At 75.9% G+C, this 15,024-nt stretch carries 15 protein-coding genes; 5 read left to right on the top strand and 10 right to left on the bottom strand.

Annotation, left to right across the window (positions count from 1 at the left end):
- Positions 1-101: 101 nt before the first annotated feature.
- Positions 102-1,247: an alpha/beta hydrolase gene (locus tag ACFY07_RS04310; protein ID WP_390867298.1), complete on the bottom strand. Its 1,146-nt coding sequence runs from the start codon at positions 1,245-1,247 to the stop codon at positions 102-104.
- Positions 1,248-1,548: 301 nt separating this feature from the next.
- On the opposite strand from ACFY07_RS04310, the gene ACFY07_RS04305 reads away from it, so the two are divergent.
- A complete protein-coding gene (locus ACFY07_RS04305) occupies positions 1,549-1,884 on the top strand; it encodes a MoaF N-terminal domain-containing protein (RefSeq protein ID WP_230648063.1) in 336 nt (111 codons plus the stop codon).
- 112 nt (positions 1,885-1,996) lie between these two features.
- On the opposite strand, the gene ACFY07_RS04300 is transcribed toward ACFY07_RS04305, so the two are convergent.
- A complete protein-coding gene (locus ACFY07_RS04300; protein WP_390867297.1) occupies positions 1,997-2,656 on the bottom strand; it encodes a transglycosylase SLT domain-containing protein in 660 nt (219 codons plus the stop codon).
- 666 nt (positions 2,657-3,322) lie between these two features.
- Between ACFY07_RS04300 and ACFY07_RS04295 the strand changes: the two genes are divergently transcribed.
- The 3 genes from ACFY07_RS04295 (at position 3,323) to ACFY07_RS04285 (ending at position 6,285) form a co-directional block, all read left to right on the top strand.
- On the top strand, positions 3,323-4,318 hold the full coding sequence (locus ACFY07_RS04295) for an adenosine deaminase (RefSeq protein WP_390867296.1): 996 nt from the start codon (positions 3,323-3,325) through the stop codon (positions 4,316-4,318).
- A gap of 156 nt (positions 4,319-4,474) precedes the next feature.
- The gene (locus ACFY07_RS04290) at positions 4,475-5,032 is read left to right on the top strand and encodes a DoxX family protein (RefSeq protein WP_390867295.1); all 558 of its coding nucleotides are present in this window, start codon (positions 4,475-4,477) and stop codon (positions 5,030-5,032) included.
- 227 nt (positions 5,033-5,259) lie between these two features.
- Positions 5,260-6,285 (top strand): aldo/keto reductase, encoded by a 1,026-nt coding sequence (locus ACFY07_RS04285; RefSeq protein WP_390867294.1) that lies wholly within the window; start codon positions 5,260-5,262, stop codon positions 6,283-6,285.
- A 62-nt stretch (positions 6,286-6,347) separates the two neighbouring features.
- Here the strand turns inward: ACFY07_RS04285 and ACFY07_RS04280 are convergent, their stop codons facing one another.
- The 6 genes from ACFY07_RS04280 to ACFY07_RS04255 all read right to left on the bottom strand — a co-directional run bounded on the left by ACFY07_RS04280 (position 6,348) and on the right by ACFY07_RS04255 (position 10,852).
- Positions 6,348-6,959 (bottom strand): YceI family protein, encoded by a 612-nt coding sequence (locus ACFY07_RS04280; RefSeq protein ID WP_390867419.1) that lies wholly within the window; start codon positions 6,957-6,959, stop codon positions 6,348-6,350.
- A gap of 233 nt (positions 6,960-7,192) precedes the next feature.
- Positions 7,193-7,834 (bottom strand): GNAT family N-acetyltransferase, encoded by a 642-nt coding sequence (locus tag ACFY07_RS04275; RefSeq protein ID WP_390867293.1) that lies wholly within the window; start codon positions 7,832-7,834, stop codon positions 7,193-7,195.
- A 286-nt stretch (positions 7,835-8,120) separates the two neighbouring features.
- On the bottom strand, positions 8,121-8,750 hold the full coding sequence (locus tag ACFY07_RS04270; RefSeq protein WP_390867292.1) for an MBL fold metallo-hydrolase: 630 nt from the start codon (positions 8,748-8,750) through the stop codon (positions 8,121-8,123).
- Positions 8,750-9,850, bottom strand: a complete 1,101-nt coding sequence (locus tag ACFY07_RS04265; RefSeq protein ID WP_390867291.1) for an S-(hydroxymethyl)mycothiol dehydrogenase — start codon at positions 9,848-9,850, stop codon at positions 8,750-8,752. Before ACFY07_RS04265 ends, ACFY07_RS04270 begins: the two co-directional genes overlap by 1 nt.
- A 67-nt stretch (positions 9,851-9,917) precedes the next feature.
- Positions 9,918-10,070, bottom strand: a complete 153-nt coding sequence (locus ACFY07_RS04260) for a DUF6126 family protein (protein ID WP_390867290.1) — start codon at positions 10,068-10,070, stop codon at positions 9,918-9,920.
- 104 nt (positions 10,071-10,174) lie between these two features.
- Positions 10,175-10,852: a helix-turn-helix domain-containing protein gene (locus ACFY07_RS04255; protein WP_390867289.1), complete on the bottom strand. Its 678-nt coding sequence runs from the start codon at positions 10,850-10,852 to the stop codon at positions 10,175-10,177.
- A 146-nt stretch (positions 10,853-10,998) separates the two neighbouring features.
- On the opposite strand from ACFY07_RS04255, the gene ACFY07_RS04250 reads away from it, so the two are divergent.
- Positions 10,999-11,502, top strand: a complete 504-nt coding sequence (locus ACFY07_RS04250) for a hypothetical protein (protein WP_390867287.1) — start codon at positions 10,999-11,001, stop codon at positions 11,500-11,502.
- A 70-nt stretch (positions 11,503-11,572) separates the two neighbouring features.
- Here the strand turns inward: ACFY07_RS04250 and ACFY07_RS04245 are convergent, their stop codons facing one another.
- The gene (locus tag ACFY07_RS04245; RefSeq protein WP_390867286.1) at positions 11,573-13,306 is read right to left on the bottom strand and encodes an AMP-binding protein; all 1,734 of its coding nucleotides are present in this window, start codon (positions 13,304-13,306) and stop codon (positions 11,573-11,575) included.
- Entirely contained in the window at positions 13,303-14,985 is a 1,683-nt protein-coding gene (locus tag ACFY07_RS04240; protein WP_390867285.1) for an AMP-binding protein, read from the bottom strand. The genes ACFY07_RS04245 and ACFY07_RS04240 overlap by 4 nt, the downstream gene beginning before the upstream one ends.
- Between the last annotated feature and the right edge of the window lie 39 nt (positions 14,986-15,024).

The following is a 15,024-nucleotide window of genomic DNA, read 5'->3' as shown; positions in this document are numbered from 1 at the left end:
CGCACCGGCCCCGGCGGCCGCACCGCCGGCCTCCCCGGCCGGTCGCCCCCGTCGGCGCCCCCGTCGGCGCCCCGGTCAATCATCCCGGTCAGTCGCCCCGGTCAGTCGCCCCGGAGGTGCTCGGCGAGCCAGGGCAGTGCCACCGGGATCTCCAGCTTCCAGGTGTGGAAGTTGTGGCCGCCGCTGGGCAGGGTGATCGAGGAGACCCGCAGCGGGGGCCGGGCGGCCGCGATGAACGCCCGGGTGGCCCGGTAGTCCGCCTCGCCCTGGCGGCTGGTGGTGACGAGCACGGGCACGTCGGGCGCGGGCAGGTGCCTGAGCCGCCACATCAGGTCGTGCCCCTGGTGCAGCCGGGCGCTGCCGTGGAAGAGGTCGCCGGTGGTCGGGTCGTGGGCGGCGCGATAGTAGCCGGAGAGCGAGACCGCCGCCCCGTAGGCGTCCGGGTGGCGCAGGGTGAGGGAGAGGGCGCAGTAGCCGCCGGTGGAGTCCCCGATGACGCCCCAGGACCGCGGCCCGGACGCCACCCGGTAGGCGGCGGCGACGGCCCTCGGGACGTCCCGCGTGAAGTAGGTCTCGGCCTGCGGGCCGCCCGGCACGTCCACGCACTCGGTGTCGCGCGGCGGCGCGACGGTCGGCCGCAGCATCACCAGGACCGTCGGCCGCATCCGGCCCGCCTGCACCTCGCGGAGCTCGGTGCCCGGGTAGTCCAGCCGGGTGACGAGGTTGCGGGCGTCCCCCGGGTAGCCGGTGAGCACCACGGCGGCCGGCAGCCGGCGGTGCGCCTCCTGGGGCCGGAAGTACTGCGGCGGCAGGTAGACGTAGCCGTCGCTGGAGATGCCGGAGGCGCCGCCGGAGATCCGGACGTGCTCGAGCAGGCCCGACTGCCGGGGGCCGCCGGGGCCCCCCGCGGGGAGCGTGCCGAGGTGGTCGACACCGGTGGCGGTGCCGGACGGGTCCTGGGGACGCCCGCCCGCCGCCGCCCGGAAGTGGTCCTGGACCGCGACCGGCTGCCCGCCGCCGGTGCCCAGCAGGTCGTCCCAGGAGGCGTAGAAGCCGAAGTAGTCGTTGCCCGCCACACCCAGCGCCGCGAGGGCGGCCAGCTGGGTGGCGACCAGGGTGCCGAGCCGGCCGAGCACGGCGGTCCAGTGCCGCCTCGCCAGGCGCGGCCACACCCAGACCGTCGCCGCCACGCAGCCCGCGGCCACGACCGCGAGGAGCACCAGCAGTCCCTGGCCCGTCAGTCCCATGCTCGGTCCACTCCGTCGTCCATGCGGGTCCCCCCGGCGCTCGGACCGGCGGCGGTGCGCCGCCGGTGCTCCGGACCAGCTTCACCCGGCCCGGGGGAGGGTCCGTCGCCGCGGAGGCGGACAGCACCCCCGCCGATCGGCGGGGCTCCGCGGTTCCTCCCGACAGGAGACGGACGGGGCCGCGGCCCGGTTCCGCCGGACGGCCGCGACGGGGCCGCGGCCCGGTCGCTCCGGACGGCCGCGATATCGTCGCCGGGGGCGGCCGGACGCCGTCCGCCGCCTATCCGGGAGCCGCAGCACCATGAGCGACAGCGCACCGCCCCCGGCCTTCGCCGGCCGGACCTTCCTCTTCCGCGTCGACAACGGGGCGGAGTTCCGCAACACCTACTCCGCCGACGGCGGGCGCCTCCGCTGGGAGGGGCTGGGCGAGTCGGCGGGCCAGTGGGACGACGTGGCGCTGCACGTCGCGGAGGTCGGGCCGCAGCTGTACTTCGTGAACTGGACCGAGCGCAGCGGCCTCACCGTCAGCCACGTGATGGACCTCTCCGCCCTCACCGTGCGCGTCTTCTGGACGTACGAGGGCGCGGGCGGCCGGGTGGGCGAGCTGCACACGGGCACCCTGGAGCCCGTCGGCTGAGCGGCGCCGCGGTGCGGCGCACGGCTGCGCCCCGCCCCCGTCGGACGACGACGGGGGCGGGGCGCAGCCGCTGGGGGGCGGGCCGTCCGGGGCCGGACGGGCCGGGGGCCGGTCAGTACCAGTGGTGGGTCTGCCAGAAGGCCCAGGCGGCGTTCGGGCTGCCGTAGCGCTCGTTCATGTAGGCGAGACCCCAGCGGATCTGGGTGGCCGGGTTGGTCCGCCAGTCGGAGGCGACGGAGGCCATCTTCGAGCCGGGCAGGGCCTGGACCAGGCCGTAGGCGCCGGAGGAGGCGTTGGTGGCCCGGAAGTTCCAGTCGCTCTCGTGCGTGACGATGGCGTCGAAGGCGGCCCACTGGTCGGCGGGGACCATGGTGCGGGCGAGGGCGCGCACGCCGCTCGGGCTGGTGTCGGTGACCGGCGCGAGGACGGAGCGCTCCGCGGAGCGGGAGGCGGCCTGGGCGGCCTCGTGGGCCGCGACGCGCGCCTGGGTGTTCAGGTGGGCGATGTGCAGGCGGTGCAGGCGGGCCTGCTCGGCGCGGGCGGCGGTGTTGGCGGCCTCGCGGGCGGCGGTGTTGGCGTGCGCGATGTGCAGCACGTGCAGGTGGTGCAGGTGGGCCTGGTGCGCCACATGGGCCTGGTGCGCCGAGGCGGGGGCCGGGGTGGCCGCCGAGGCGCTCGCCGGCGCGGCCAGGGCCGCGGCGGAGGCCAGGCCCGCGGCGGTGGCGGCGAGGGCGGTACTCCGGCGCAGGCCGGTCACGGAGGGAAGACGCATGTGGGAAGACCTCAATCGGTTGGCTCGGGCCCGGTGCGCACGACCGCACGGCGGCTCGGGGCCGCGGGTGCGGGGGTGGCGCCGGGACCGTGGGCACCCGGTTTCGGGTTGGTGCCGGGACGGGAACGCCCCGCCTTCCGACCCCCGGGAGTCCGGGCGGTTCGGCGGGCAGGGCGCCTAGCGACGGCCACAGTCTTAGCCCCGGCCGCCGGACCGGCCAAGATGCGTTGCTACGGCCGCGGATCGTAGACGGGGCGTCCGCGGCCGGATCGGAGGGCGGCGCGGGTTACCCGCCCTCCCGGATGCTCAAACGTCAGCACCGGAAATCCCCCGGCCTCCACATTTCCCCCTCTGACCTGCCACGACGCGGGACGGCGGGCCCCGTCGGCGCGGTGGCGCCCGATCCCTCCCGGACGGCGGCCCGACCGGGTCCGGCGAGCGCGTGCGGCGGCCCGCCGCACCAACTACCGCGCTTCGTTGACGCCTGCGGGCCTGTGAGCGGCATCACCTCCGGCGGCCTCCGGGCGGCACCGGGGCCTGGCGCGGGGTGCCGAAGGGGACGACAACGGGATACGGCCGCGCATTCCCGGCGGACGGCCCCAACCGGACACCGGAAGCGGTTACCGTGGTGCGACCCCGCACCGCACGACACGCAGAAGGACGTCGATGACCACCCCGCTGCCCAAGGCCGAGCTGCACCTCCACATCGAGGGCACCCTCGAACCCGAGCTGGCCCTGGCCCTCGCCGCCCGCAACGGGGTGGAGCTGCCCTACCGCTCCGCCGACGAGCTGCGCGCCGCGTACTCCTTCCGCGACCTGCAGTCCTTCCTCGACCTCTACTACGCGCTCACGGCGGTGCTCCGCACCGAGCAGGACTTCACCGACCTCGCCGACGCGTACCTGGCCCGTGCGGCCCGCCAGGGCGTGCGGCACGCGGAGATCTTCTTCGACCCGCAGGCGCACACCGCGCGCGGCGTCGACATCCACACCGTGGTGGCCGGCCTCGGCCGGGCGCTGGACGCCGCCGGGGAGCGCCACGGGATCAGCACCCGGCTCATCCTCTCCTTCCTGCGCGACCTGTCGGTGCAGTCCGCCCTGGAGACCCTGGAGAGCGCCCGGCCGTACTTCGGCACCCTGATCACCGCCGTGGGCCTGGACTCGGCCGAGGCCGGCAACCCGCCCGCGAAGTTCCAGGAGGTCTTCGCGCTCGCCCGCGAGGCGGGGCTGCGGTGCGTGGCGCACGCGGGCGAGGAGGGGCCGCCGGAGTACGTCTGGGAGGCCCTGGACCTGCTGGGCGTGGAGCGGATCGACCACGGCATCCGCAGCCTGGAGGACGGGAAGCTGGTGGAGCGGCTGCGCCGGGAGCAGGTGCCGCTGACCGTCTGCCCGCTCTCGAACGTGCGGCTGCGGTGCGTGGACCGGCTCGAGGACCACCCGCTGCCGCGGATGCTCGACGCGGGCCTGCTGGTGACGGTCAACTCCGACGACCCCTCCTACTTCGGCGGGTACGTCGAGGACAACTTCCGGGCCGTGACCGCGGCGCTCGGCCTCGGCGAGGAGCAGCGGCGCATGCTCGCGGCCAACTCCTTCCGGGCGGCGTTCCTCGACGAGCCGGCGCGGGCCGCGTACCTCGCCGAGGTCGAGGCGCACCGCTTCGGCTGAGACCGGCCGGGCCCCGGCCGCGGGACGGCCCGCGGACGGGCGCGGGGGCGGAGGCCGGGCTCCGGGGGCGGCGGGCGGGCTCCGGGGGCGGCGGGCGGCCGCCCGGGTTACGGTGCGAACGGGGGTGTCCCTGCTGCCGCTGGCCTGGAGGCGGACATGACCTGTGCGTACACCCGAGACGTGGGCCTGCTCGTCCTGCGGGGCGCCGTCGGCGGCTCCCTCGTCGCCCACGGCGTGCAGAAGCTCTTCGGCTGGCTGGACGGGCCCGGCCTCGACGGCATGGCCGGGGCCATGGACCACATGGGCTTCCGCCCGGGCCGTGCGAACGCCGTCGCCGCGGGCGTCGGCGAGGCAGGGGGCGGCACGCTGATGCTCCTGGGCCTGGCGACCCCCGCAGCGGGAGCGGCGGGCCTGGGCACCATGGCGGCGGCGGCGGCCGTGCACGCCCCGCACGGGTTCTTCGCCGGCAACGGCGGCCTGGAGCACCCGCTGGTCCTGGGCGTGGCGTCGGGCGCGCTGGCCCTGACCGGGCCGGGCCGCTACTCGCTGGACCGGCTGCTCGGCGACCGGCTCTGCGGGCCCGCCGCGGGCGTGGCGGCGGTGGCCGCCGCGGCGGCCGCGTCCTGCGCGGTGCTCGTCCGGCGCCGCCGGGCGCTGCACGCCGAGGCCGCGGCCGTCGAGGCGCGGGCGGCCGACCTCGACCTCCTGCCCTGAGCCGCGGGACCGCCGCGGGGGCCCGCAGGGCCTCCGCAGGGCCCCACGGGGCCTGCGCAGGTGCGGCGGCGGGCCGGTCCGGGGCGGCCCGTCCCGGGCGGCGGGGCGGCGGGTCCGGGGCCGCCCGTCCGGCCGGGCGGACCCGTTCGGCCGCGTTCGGTCCCGTTCGACCCCGCGGGTAACGTGAGCCGGGCAGATCCGCACCCTGCGAGCAGAGAGACCCGCCGATGACCGTCCCTCCCCCGTACCGCGCAGCCGACGACCGCTACGACTCCATGCGGTACCGCCGCAGCGGCCGCAGCGGCGTCCTGCTGCCCGCCGTCTCGCTCGGCCTGTGGCACAACTTCGGCGACACCGCCCCGCTGGAGACCCAGCGGGCCGTGCTGCGCCGCGCCTTCGACCTGGGCGTCACCCACTTCGACCTGGCCAACAACTACGGCCCGCCCTACGGCTCCGCCGAGGAGAACTTCGGCCGCCACTTCGCCGCGGACTTCCGCCCGTACCGCGACGAGATGTTCGTCGCCACCAAGGCGGGCTTCGACATGTGGCCCGGCCCGTACGGCGAGTGGGGCTCGCGCAAGTACCTGCTGTCCAGCCTCGACCAGTCGCTGGCCCGCACGGGCCTGGACCACGTCGACGTCTTCTACTCGCACCGCCCCGACCCGGACACCCCGCTCGAGGAGACGATGGGGGCGCTGGCGACCGCGGTGCGGCAGGGCAAGGCGCTCTACGCGGGCCTGTCCAACTACAGCCCGGAGCGGATGGCGGAGGGCGCGGCGATCCTGCGGGGGATGGGCGTGCCGCTGCTGGTCAACCAGCACCCGTACTCGATGCTGAACCGCGACGTCGAGGGCGGGCTGCTGGAGCGCTCGGAGGAGGCGGGCGCGGGCGTGGTCGCGTTCTCGCCGCTGGCGCAGGGCCTGCTGACGGACCGCTACCTGGACGGCGTGCCGGCCGGGTCGCGGATGTCGGTGGGCCACTTCCTGAAGTCCGACGCCCTGACCGGCGGCCGGCTGGCCATGCTGCGGGCGCTGAACGAGGTGGCCGCGAAGCGCGGGCAGACCCTGGCGCAGCTGGCGCTGACCTGGCTGCTGCGCGACCGCCGGGTCACCTCGGTGCTGGTCGGCGCGAGCAGCGTGGAACAGCTGGAGCAGAACCTCTCAGCCCTGGACGGGGCCGCCCTCTCGGACGAGGAGCTGGCGGAGATCGACCGGATCGGCGCCGAGGGCGGCGTCGAGGTCCCGGGCCGCTGACACGGGCGCCCGGCCCGGGGCGTCCCGGGCCGGGTCTCCCGGCGTGCGGCGTTCGGCGCGGGTCAGGCCGCCTTGATCGCGGAGATGTCGAGGACCAGCTTCGCCTTGTCGCTGATCAGCACGCCGCCGCCCTCGAGGGCCGCGTTGTAGGTCAGGCCCCACTCGCTGCGGTTGACGGTGGTGCCGCCCTCGAAGCCGACGCGGAGGTTGCCGTAGGGGTCGGTGGCGGACCCGTTGAAGACCAGGTCGAGGGTGACCGGGCGGGTGGTGGCCTTGATGGTGAGGTCACCGGTCATCCGGTAGGTCTCGTCGTCGACGCGCTGGGCGGAGGTGCTGCGGAAGGTGATCTCCGGGTAGGCCTCGGCCTCGAAGAAGTCGCCGGTCCGCAGGTGCTCGTCGCGCTGCTGCTGGTTCGTGTCGATGCTGGCCACCTTGATGGTGAGCTCGGCGGTGGAGCGGGACGGGTCGGAGCCGTCGAGGTGGAGCTTGCCCTCGTACTCGCCGAACTCGCCGCGCACGGTGGTGACCATGGCGTGGCGGACGGTGAAGCCGATGCTGCTGTGGGTCGGGTCGATGGTGTAGTCGCCGGTCAGGGCGGAGAGGTCGCTCGCGGCGGGAGCGGCGGGAGCGGTGGCGGCGGGCGCCTCACTCTTGGTACGGCTGAACAGGCCCATGACGTCCTCCAAAGGTTTAGCTTTCAACTAAACCCACTGTAGACCCCCCTGGTTCTCTTTTCAACTACCTGCACAGGCCTTCCGCCCGGCGGACTGCGGCGCGGCACGCGGCACGGCGCGCGTGACGCAGGTCACACTCCACGATGCCACACGGCGGCGCCCCGCTCCCGTCGCACGGGTGCGGGGCGCCGCGGCCCGGCCGCGGGGGCCGGAACGGGGGAGGCGGCGGCCGGTCAGCCCTCCGGGTCCGTCGACCGGCCCAGGTAGGTCAGGGGGCCGGGGTCGGGCACGTCGAGGACGCGGAAGCCGAGGCGGTCGTAGAAGGCGCGGGCCCCGGTGTTCTCGGTGAGCATGCCGAGGTGGACCCGGTCCGCACCCGCCCGGCGGGCCGCACCCAGGAAGGCGAGCAGCAGGGCGCGGCCGTGGCCGGCGCGCTGGTGGGACGGCAGCAGGTCGATGGGGAGGTGGGCCGGGTGGTCCCGCAGCTCCGGGACGACCAGGCGCTCGGGCCGGTGCAGCAGGGCCGCCATCTCCTCGTCCGGGCCCCGCGGGGGGCCGGACGGCGCGGGGTGGCGGTCGGCGACGCGCGGCAGCCAGGAGCGGCGGAACGCCTCGACGAAGGCCGGGGTGTCGGAGGTGCCGAGGACGTAGCCGACCGCGCGGCCGCCGCCGTCGTCGAGGACGAAGGCGAGCCCGGGCTCCAGGTGCAGGTAGGGGCCGGCGAAGTTGTCCCCCAGGAGGTCGGGGTCGCGGTACAGGCCGGTGGCGTCGCCGCCGGCCGCGGCGGTGCGCAGGCAGACCTCGTACACGGCGTCCCGGTCGCCGGGCCGGTAGGCGCGGATGAACGGGGGGCGGCCGGGCGGGCTCTGCTGCATGCCGCTTCCTCGTCTCGGCGGGTGGCGCCGGCTCTCCCGGGGCGCCGGGGCGGCGCCCTCTGGGAGCGCCCCCTGGGAGCGCTCCCACATGGAACCGGAGCGCCCGGCCCCGGACAAGGGGTCCGGCGGCAGGACGCACCCGGCCGCCCCGGGACCCCCGCCCGGCGGGGGGGCGCGGGAGCCGGGGGGCCGGCGCGGGGACCGGGCGGCCACTCAGGCGGGCGGCGCGGCGGGCCCGGGCGCGTCTCCCGGACGCACCCGGGCCCGCGGCGGCCGTACCGGGCGGTCAGTGCCCCCGGTCGATCCACTCCTGGAGGTGGGGGGCCTCCGCGCCGACCGTGGTGGAGTCGCCGTGGCCGGTGCGGACCACCGTCTCCGGCGGCAGGGTCAGCAGCCGTTCCCGGATCGAGCCGATGATCGTCGGGAAGTCCGAGAAGGACCGGCCGGTGGCGCCCGGGCCGCCCTGGAAGAGCGTGTCGCCGGTGAGGACCGTGCCCAGCGACGGCGCGTACAGGCAGACCGCGCCCGGGGCGTGGCCGGGGGTGTGCAGCACCGTCAGCTCCGTGCCCGCCACGGTGAGGACCTGGCCGTCCGCCAGCTCCCCGTCCGGCGCCCGGTCCGGGTGGGTGAGCCTCCACAGCGGGAGGTCGTCGGGGTGCAGCAGGACCGGCGCCCCGGTCCGGGCGGCGAGCGCCGGGGCCGCGTCCACGTGGTCGTCGTGGGCGTGGGTGCAGGCGATCGCCACCACCCGCCGGTCCCCGACGGCGGCCGCGATCGCGTCGGCGTCGTGGGCGGCGTCCACGACCAGCACCTCGCTGTCGTCGCCGACGAGCCAGACGTTGTTGTCCACCTCCCAGGTGCCGCCGTCCAGGGAGAAGGTGCCGGAGGTGACCAGGCGGTCCACGCGGGCGGCCATCAGAACAGCACCACCGAGCGCAGCACCTCGCCGCGGTGCATCTTCTCGAAGGCCTCCTCGACGCCGTCCAGCGCGATGGTCTCGCTGACGAACGCGTCCAGGTCGAGCCGGCCCTGGAGGTAGAGGTCGACGAGCATCGGGAAGTCCCGCGAGGGCAGGCAGTCGCCGTACCAGGACGACGTGAGGGCGCCGCCGCGGCCGAAGACGTCCAGCAGCGGCAGCTCCAGCTGCATCTCCGGCGTCGGCACGCCCACGAGGACGACCGTGCCCGCCAGGTCGCGGGCGTAGAAGGCCTGCCGGTAGGTCTCGGGCCGGCCCACCGCCTCGATGACGACGTCGGCGCCGTTGCCGCCCGTCAGCTCGCGGATCGCCTCGACGACGTCGCCGCCGTCCGCCGCCACCGTGCGGGAGTTGACGGTGTGGGTGGCACCGAGCCGCCGGGCCGTCTCCAGCTTGCTGTCGTCCACGTCGACCGCGATGATCCGGGACGCGCCCGCGAGGCGGGACCCCATCAGCGCGGCGCCGCCGACGCCGCCGCAGCCGATGACGGCGACCGAGTCGCCGCGGGTGACGGCGCCGGTGTTGATCGCGGCGCCCAGGCCCGCCATCACGCCGCAGCCCAGCAGGCCCGCGGCGGCCGGGGAGGCGGCGGGGTCGACCTTGGTGCACTGGCCGGCGTGGACGAGGGTCTTCTCGGCGAAGGCGCCGATGCCGAGCGCGGGCGACAGCTCGGTGCCGTCCGCGAGCGTCATCCGCTGCTTCGCGTTGTGGGTGTCGAAGCAGTACCAGGGCCGGCCGCGTCGGCAGGCGCGGCACTGGCCGCACACCGCACGCCAGTTGAGGACGACGAAGTCGCCGGGGGCCACCTCGGTCACCCCCTCCCCCACCGACTCGACCACGCCGGCCGCCTCGTGGCCCAGCAGGAAGGGGAACTCGTCGTTGATGCCGCCCTCGCGGTAGTGGAGGTCGGTGTGGCACACGCCGCACGCCTGGACCTTCACCACCGCCTCGCCCGGCCCGGGGTCCGGCACGGTGATCGTCTCGACGGAGACCGGCTCGCCCTTGCCCCGGGCCACCACGCCTCGGACCTGCTGCGCCATGGGCACCTCTCTCACGGTGGGGATCTCTTGCCCCTCCAACCTAGCGACCCGGGGCCGGTCCGGGGCGTCAGCGGGCCCCGAGGGCGAACATCGCGAAGAGCAGCGCGGCGAAGAGGTGCACCACGCCGACGTAGATGAACGCCCGCAGGTAGGCGCGGCGGCGGGCGGGCCGGTCGGGGTCCCCGGCCGCGCCGGGGGTGGGGCGGGTCTCGGCGGTCATGTCGGGATCTTCCTTCCTTCCCGCCACCCCGGGACGCGGGGCACTGCGGGGGTTCGTACGCCGGGAGGGCGGCCGGGCCTCCGGGGTCCGGCGGGTCGGGGGCATCAGTGGACGGCGGGTCCGGTGCAGAGGTCGCCCAGCGGACTCTGCAGCAGGGTGTGGACGAAGAGCAGCTCCGCACCGCTCGAAGAGTCGGCGGCCAGCCGGTGCGGGGTGAGCGAGTCGAAGTGGGCGGCGTCGCCCGGGTCGAGCAGGTGCTCGGCGGCGCCGAGGGTGAGGCGCAGCCGCCCCGCCGTGACGTACAGCCACTCCTCACCCGGATGGACGCGCACCACCGCGTCCTGGAGGGCCGGGGGCACGTGCACCCGCAGGGCCTGCATGGCGCGGCCCGGGGAGCCGACCCGCACGTAGCCCCAGCCGCCGGTCCGGACGGGGACGGGGCGGCCGCCGCGGACCACGGGGTCCTGCTGCGGCGGCTCCTCGCCCAGCAGTTCGGCGACGGTGGTCGCGTACGCTCGGGAGAGGCCCAGCATGACGGGCAGCGACGGCTGGCGGCGGCCGGTCTCCAGGCGGGAGAGGTGGGCGGGCGAGAGGCCGACCCGGGCGGCGGCGGCCTCCAGGGTCAGCCCGCTGCGGCGGCGCTCCTCACGCAGCCGGGGACCGAGGCCGGGCACGTCCGCGCCGGAAGGGGCGTCGGCGGCGGGTCCGGAGCCGGGGTGCGGGCCTGGGTGCGGACCGGGCACGGGGTCCGGATCCGGGTCGGGCGCGTCGGTCCTGCTCATGGCTCCAGTGGACACCTTCCGTGCCCGATGGGCAAAATTCTTGCCTCCGGGGCAAGGGGCGTTCGAACGCAACCACGGGTGGCGGACGGCCGTCCTGGACGGTAAGACAGGTTCTGTCCCCACCACCACCCGAAGGGGGACGCACGATGCCTCTTCCGATCCGCACGGCGGCCCTGGCCGCCGCAGGCACCCTCCTCGCGGCGGCAGGCGCCGTCGCCACCCCCGCCTCCGCGGCGGCACCCCGCACGACCGCCGCCGCCCCGGCGGTGTCCCAGGTGGTCGACGCCCGCGTCGCCGGGCACCGCACCTACGACCGCATCGTCATCGACGTCAAGGGCAGGCTGCCGGGCGCGACCGTCCGGCGGGTCTCCGAGCTGCGCTACGACGGCTCCGGGGAGAAGGTCCCGCTGCCGGGGAGGACCTTCCTGCAGATCGTGCTGCACCCGGCGGTGGCGCACAACAGCGCCGGCGACCCGGTCTACCGGGGCCCGCGGCTGGTCAGGCTGCACCTGACCCGCGTCAAGGGCTTCGCCTTCACCGGCGACTTCGAGGGGTACGTCTCCTTCGGCGTCGCCCTGGACAGGAAGACGGCCTTCACCGTGCACCGGCTGGCGTCCCCCGGCCGGCTCGTGGTGGACATCCGCCACTGACGGCCGCCGGACGGCCGCCCCCGCGGCGGAGGCACGGTGTCCGGCCACCGTCCTCCGCCGCGGGGTGTCCTCACCGCGGCCCGAGGTCCTCCCCCGCCCCGGTCCGCCGCAGCCCCAGCTCGCGGGCCGCCCGTTCCCGCAGCTCCACCTTGCGCACCTTGCCGCTGACCGTCATCGGGAACTCCCGGACGACCCGGACGTACCGGGGGACCTTGCAGTGCGCGAGACGGCCGCGGCAGAAGTCGGCGACGTCCTCGGCGGTCAGGGACGCGTCCGGGTCGCGCAGCACCACGACGGCGCAGACCTCCTCGCCGTACCGCTCGTCGGGCACGCCCACCACCTGCACGTCCGCGACCGCCGGGTGGGTGTGCAGGAACTCCTCCACCTCGCGCGGGTAGACGTTCTCCCCGCCCCTGATGACCATGTCCTTGATCCGGCCGACGATCGCCACGCAGCCGTCCTCGCGCATCACCGCCAGGTCGCCGGTGTGCATCCAGCGGTCGGCGTCGACGACCTCGGCGGTGCGCTCCGGGTCGTCCCAGTAGCCGAGCATCACCGAGTAGCCGCGGGTGCACAGCTCCCCGGGCTCCCCGCGCGGCACGGTCGCACCGGTCGCCGGGTCGGCCACCCTGACGTCCAGGTGCGGCAGCACCCGGCCGACGGTGGCGGTGCGGCGCTCCAGGTCGTCGTCCCGGCGGGTCTGCAGGGAGACCGGGGAGGTCTCCGTCATGCCGTAGCAGATCGCGACCTCGCCCATGTCCATGTCGGCGACGACCCGCCTCATCACCTCCACCGGGCAGGGCGAGCCCGCCATGACGCCGGTGCGCAGCGAGGTGAGGTCGTACGCGGCGAAGTCGGGCAGGTTCAGCTCGGCGATGAACATCGTCGGCACGCCGTAGAGCGAGGTGCAGCGCTCGGACGCGACCGCGCGCAGCGTGGCGGCCGGGTCGAAGGCGGGCGCGGGGACCACGACGCAGGCGCCGTGGCTGGTGGCCGCGAGGTTGCCCATGACCATGCCGAAGCAGTGGTGGAACGGCACGGGCACGCAGATCCGGTCCTGCTCGGTGTACCCGAGCAGCTCCCCCACCCAGAAGCCGTTGTTGAGGATGTTGCGGTGCGAGAGGGTGGCGCCCTTGGGGAAGCCGGTCGTGCCCGAGGTGTACTGGATGTTGACCGGGTCGTCGCAGTCCAGCCCGGCCTCCCGGGCGGCGAGGGCCGTCGGGTCCACGCCCGCGCCGTCGTCGAGCAGGCCCTGCCAGGAGGCGTCGTCGACCATGACGGCGCCGCGCAGGGCGGGGCGGCGCGGCCGGACCTCCTCGACCATCCCGCGGTAGGCGTCGTCGACCATGACGGCGCCGCGCAGGGCGGGGCGGCGCGGCCGGACCTCCTCGACCATCCCGCGGTAGGCGCTGCCGCGGTGGGCGGTCTGGGTGAAGAGCAGGCTCACGCCGGACTGGTTGAGGACGTACTCCAGCTCGTGCACCCGGTAGGCGGGGTTGACGGTCACCATGACGGCGCCGACGCGGGCGGTGGCGTACTGGACCAGCACCCACTCGGGGCGGTTGACGGCCCAGATGCCGACCCGGTCCCCCGCGGCGACGCCCCGGGCCAGCAGTCCGAGGGCGACCTGCTCCACGGCCCGGCCGAAGGCGGCGTACGTCCAGCGGCGGCCGCTCGCCACGTCGACCAGCGCCTCGCGGCCGGGGTGGGCGGCGACCGCGCGGGCGAGGTTCGCGCCGATGGTCTCGTCGAGGAGCGGGACGTCGGTGGGGCCGGCGGCGAGGGAGGGCCGGGGGGCCGTCACCGGAAGTCCTCCTCGCGGTACTCGGCGGCGGCGCCCAGGCCCTGCTCCTCGCGGCCGCGCAGGTCGGTCCGGCGGATCTTGCCGGAGACGGTCCTGGGCAGCTCGGAGAACTCCAGCCGGCGCACCCGCTTGTAGGGGGCGAGCACCTCCCGGGAGTGGGCGAAGAGCGCCTTCGCGGTCTCCGGCCCGGGCTCCCAGCCGGCCGCGAGGACGACGTACGCCTTGGGCACGGCGAGCCGCACCGCGTCGGGGGCCGGGACGACGGCGGCCTCGGCCACCGCCGGGTGCTCCAGCAGGGCGCTCTCCAGCTCGAACGGGGAGATGCGGTAGTCGGACGCCTTGAAGACGTCGTCGGCCCGGCCGACGTAGGTGAGGTGGCCGTCCGCGTCGCGGGAGCCGATGTCGCCGGTGCGGTAGTAGCCGCCCGCCATGACCTCGGCGGTGCGCTCCGGGTCGCCGTGGTAGCCGGCCATCAGGCCGACCGGGCGCTCGGCGGTGAGGTCGAGGCAGATCTCGCCCTCGTCGCCGGGCTCCCCGGTGACCGGGTCGAGCAGGACGACGGCGAAGCCGGGCACCGGGCGGCCCATGGAGCCCGGCTTGAGCGGCTGGCCGGGGGTGTTGGCGATCTGCACGGTGGTCTCGGTCTGGCCGAAGCCGTCCCGGACGGTGACGCCCCAGGCGCGGCGCACCGCCTCGATCACCTCGGGGTTGAGCGGCTCGCCCGCCGCGGCGGCGCTGCGCGGCGGGGTCGCCAGGCGGCCGAGGTCGGCCTGGACGAGCATCCGCCACACCGTGGGCGGGGCGCAGAAGCTGGTGACGCCGCACCGCCCCATCTCGTCGAGCAGCCGGTCGGCGTCGAAGCGCGTGTAGTTGTGCACGAAGACGGTCGCCTCGGCGTTCCACGGCGCGAAGACGTTGCTCCAGGCGTGCTTGGCCCAGCCCGGCGAGGAGATGTTGAGGTGCACGTCGCCGGGCCGCAGCCCGAGCCAGTACATGGTCGACAGATGGCCCACCGGGTACGAGGTGTGGGTGTGCTCGACCAGCTTCGGGCGGGCGGTGGTGCCGGAGGTGAAGTAGAGCAGCAGGGTCTCGTCGGCCCCGGTGGGGGCGGTGGGGGTGAAGCCGGCGGGGGCGGTGTACGCCTCCGCGTACCGCAGCCAGCCGTCGGCGGGCGCGCCGACGGCGACGCCGGTCCAGTCGCCGGGGACGTCCGCGAACCTCGCCGCGTCCTCCGTGCGGGCGACCACGAAGCGGCAGCCGCCGCGCCCGACGCGGTCGCGCAGGTCGGCCGGGCCGAGCAGGGGGGTGGCGGGGACGACGACGGCGCGCAGCTTCATCGCGGCGAGCAGGGTCTCCCACAGCTCGACCTGGTTGCCGAGCATGAGCAGGATCCGGTCGCCGGGGCCCACGCCGCGGTCGGCGAGCCAGTGGGCGACCCGGTCGGAGCGGGCGGACATCTCCGCGAAGGAGTACCGCGCCTCGGAGCCGTCCTCCTCGACGATCCACAGCGCGGTGCGGTCGTTGCCGCGCGCCACCACGTCGAACCAGTCCAGCGCCCAGTTGAAGGCCTGGGGGCGGGGCCAGCGGAACTCCCGGTGGGCGGCGGCCCAGTCCTCCCGGTGCGCGAGGAGGAGGTCCCGCGCCTCGCGGAAGGCGTCCGCACCGTTCGTCGCCGTCATGTTCCCTCCAGATCATCGCCCGGTTACCGTGCATCGTGG

The sequence above is a fragment of the Streptomyces sp. NPDC001380 genome (assembly GCF_042895785.1).
In the GTDB taxonomy this organism is placed as follows: domain Bacteria; phylum Actinomycetota; class Actinomycetes; order Streptomycetales; family Streptomycetaceae; genus Peterkaempfera.
The sequence above is the reverse complement of the archived record's forward strand: the minus strand, read 5'-3'. Positions and strand labels throughout refer to the sequence as shown.

Bases quoted from the DNA above. Each gene is read 5' to 3' on its own strand.
- ACFY07_RS04300 (WP_390867297.1), bottom strand. From the start codon at position 2,656: ATGCGTCTTCCCTCCGTGACCGGCCTGCGCCGGAGTACCGCCCTCGCC.
- ACFY07_RS04255 (WP_390867289.1), bottom strand. From the start codon at position 10,852: ATGAGCAGGACCGACGCGCCCGACCCGGATCCGGACCCCGTGCCCGGT.
- ACFY07_RS04280 (WP_390867419.1), bottom strand. From the start codon at position 6,959: ATGGGCCTGTTCAGCCGTACCAAGAGTGAGGCGCCCGCCGCCACCGCT.
- ACFY07_RS04270 (WP_390867292.1), bottom strand. From the start codon at position 8,750: ATGGCCGCCCGCGTGGACCGCCTGGTCACCTCCGGCACCTTCTCCCTG.
- ACFY07_RS04290 (WP_390867295.1), top strand. From the start codon at position 4,475: ATGACCTGTGCGTACACCCGAGACGTGGGCCTGCTCGTCCTGCGGGGC.
- ACFY07_RS04305 (WP_230648063.1), top strand. From the start codon at position 1,549: ATGAGCGACAGCGCACCGCCCCCGGCCTTCGCCGGCCGGACCTTCCTC.
- ACFY07_RS04240 (WP_390867285.1), bottom strand. From the start codon at position 14,985: ATGACGGCGACGAACGGTGCGGACGCCTTCCGCGAGGCGCGGGACCTC.
- ACFY07_RS04310 (WP_390867298.1), bottom strand. From the start codon at position 1,247: ATGGGACTGACGGGCCAGGGACTGCTGGTGCTCCTCGCGGTCGTGGCC.
- ACFY07_RS04265 (WP_390867291.1), bottom strand. From the start codon at position 9,850: ATGGCGCAGCAGGTCCGAGGCGTGGTGGCCCGGGGCAAGGGCGAGCCG.
- ACFY07_RS04275 (WP_390867293.1), bottom strand. From the start codon at position 7,834: ATGCAGCAGAGCCCGCCCGGCCGCCCCCCGTTCATCCGCGCCTACCGG.
- ACFY07_RS04295 (WP_390867296.1), top strand. From the start codon at position 3,323: ATGACCACCCCGCTGCCCAAGGCCGAGCTGCACCTCCACATCGAGGGC.
- ACFY07_RS04285 (WP_390867294.1), top strand. From the start codon at position 5,260: ATGACCGTCCCTCCCCCGTACCGCGCAGCCGACGACCGCTACGACTCC.
- ACFY07_RS04260 (WP_390867290.1), bottom strand. From the start codon at position 10,070: ATGACCGCCGAGACCCGCCCCACCCCCGGCGCGGCCGGGGACCCCGAC.
- ACFY07_RS04250 (WP_390867287.1), top strand. From the start codon at position 10,999: ATGCCTCTTCCGATCCGCACGGCGGCCCTGGCCGCCGCAGGCACCCTC.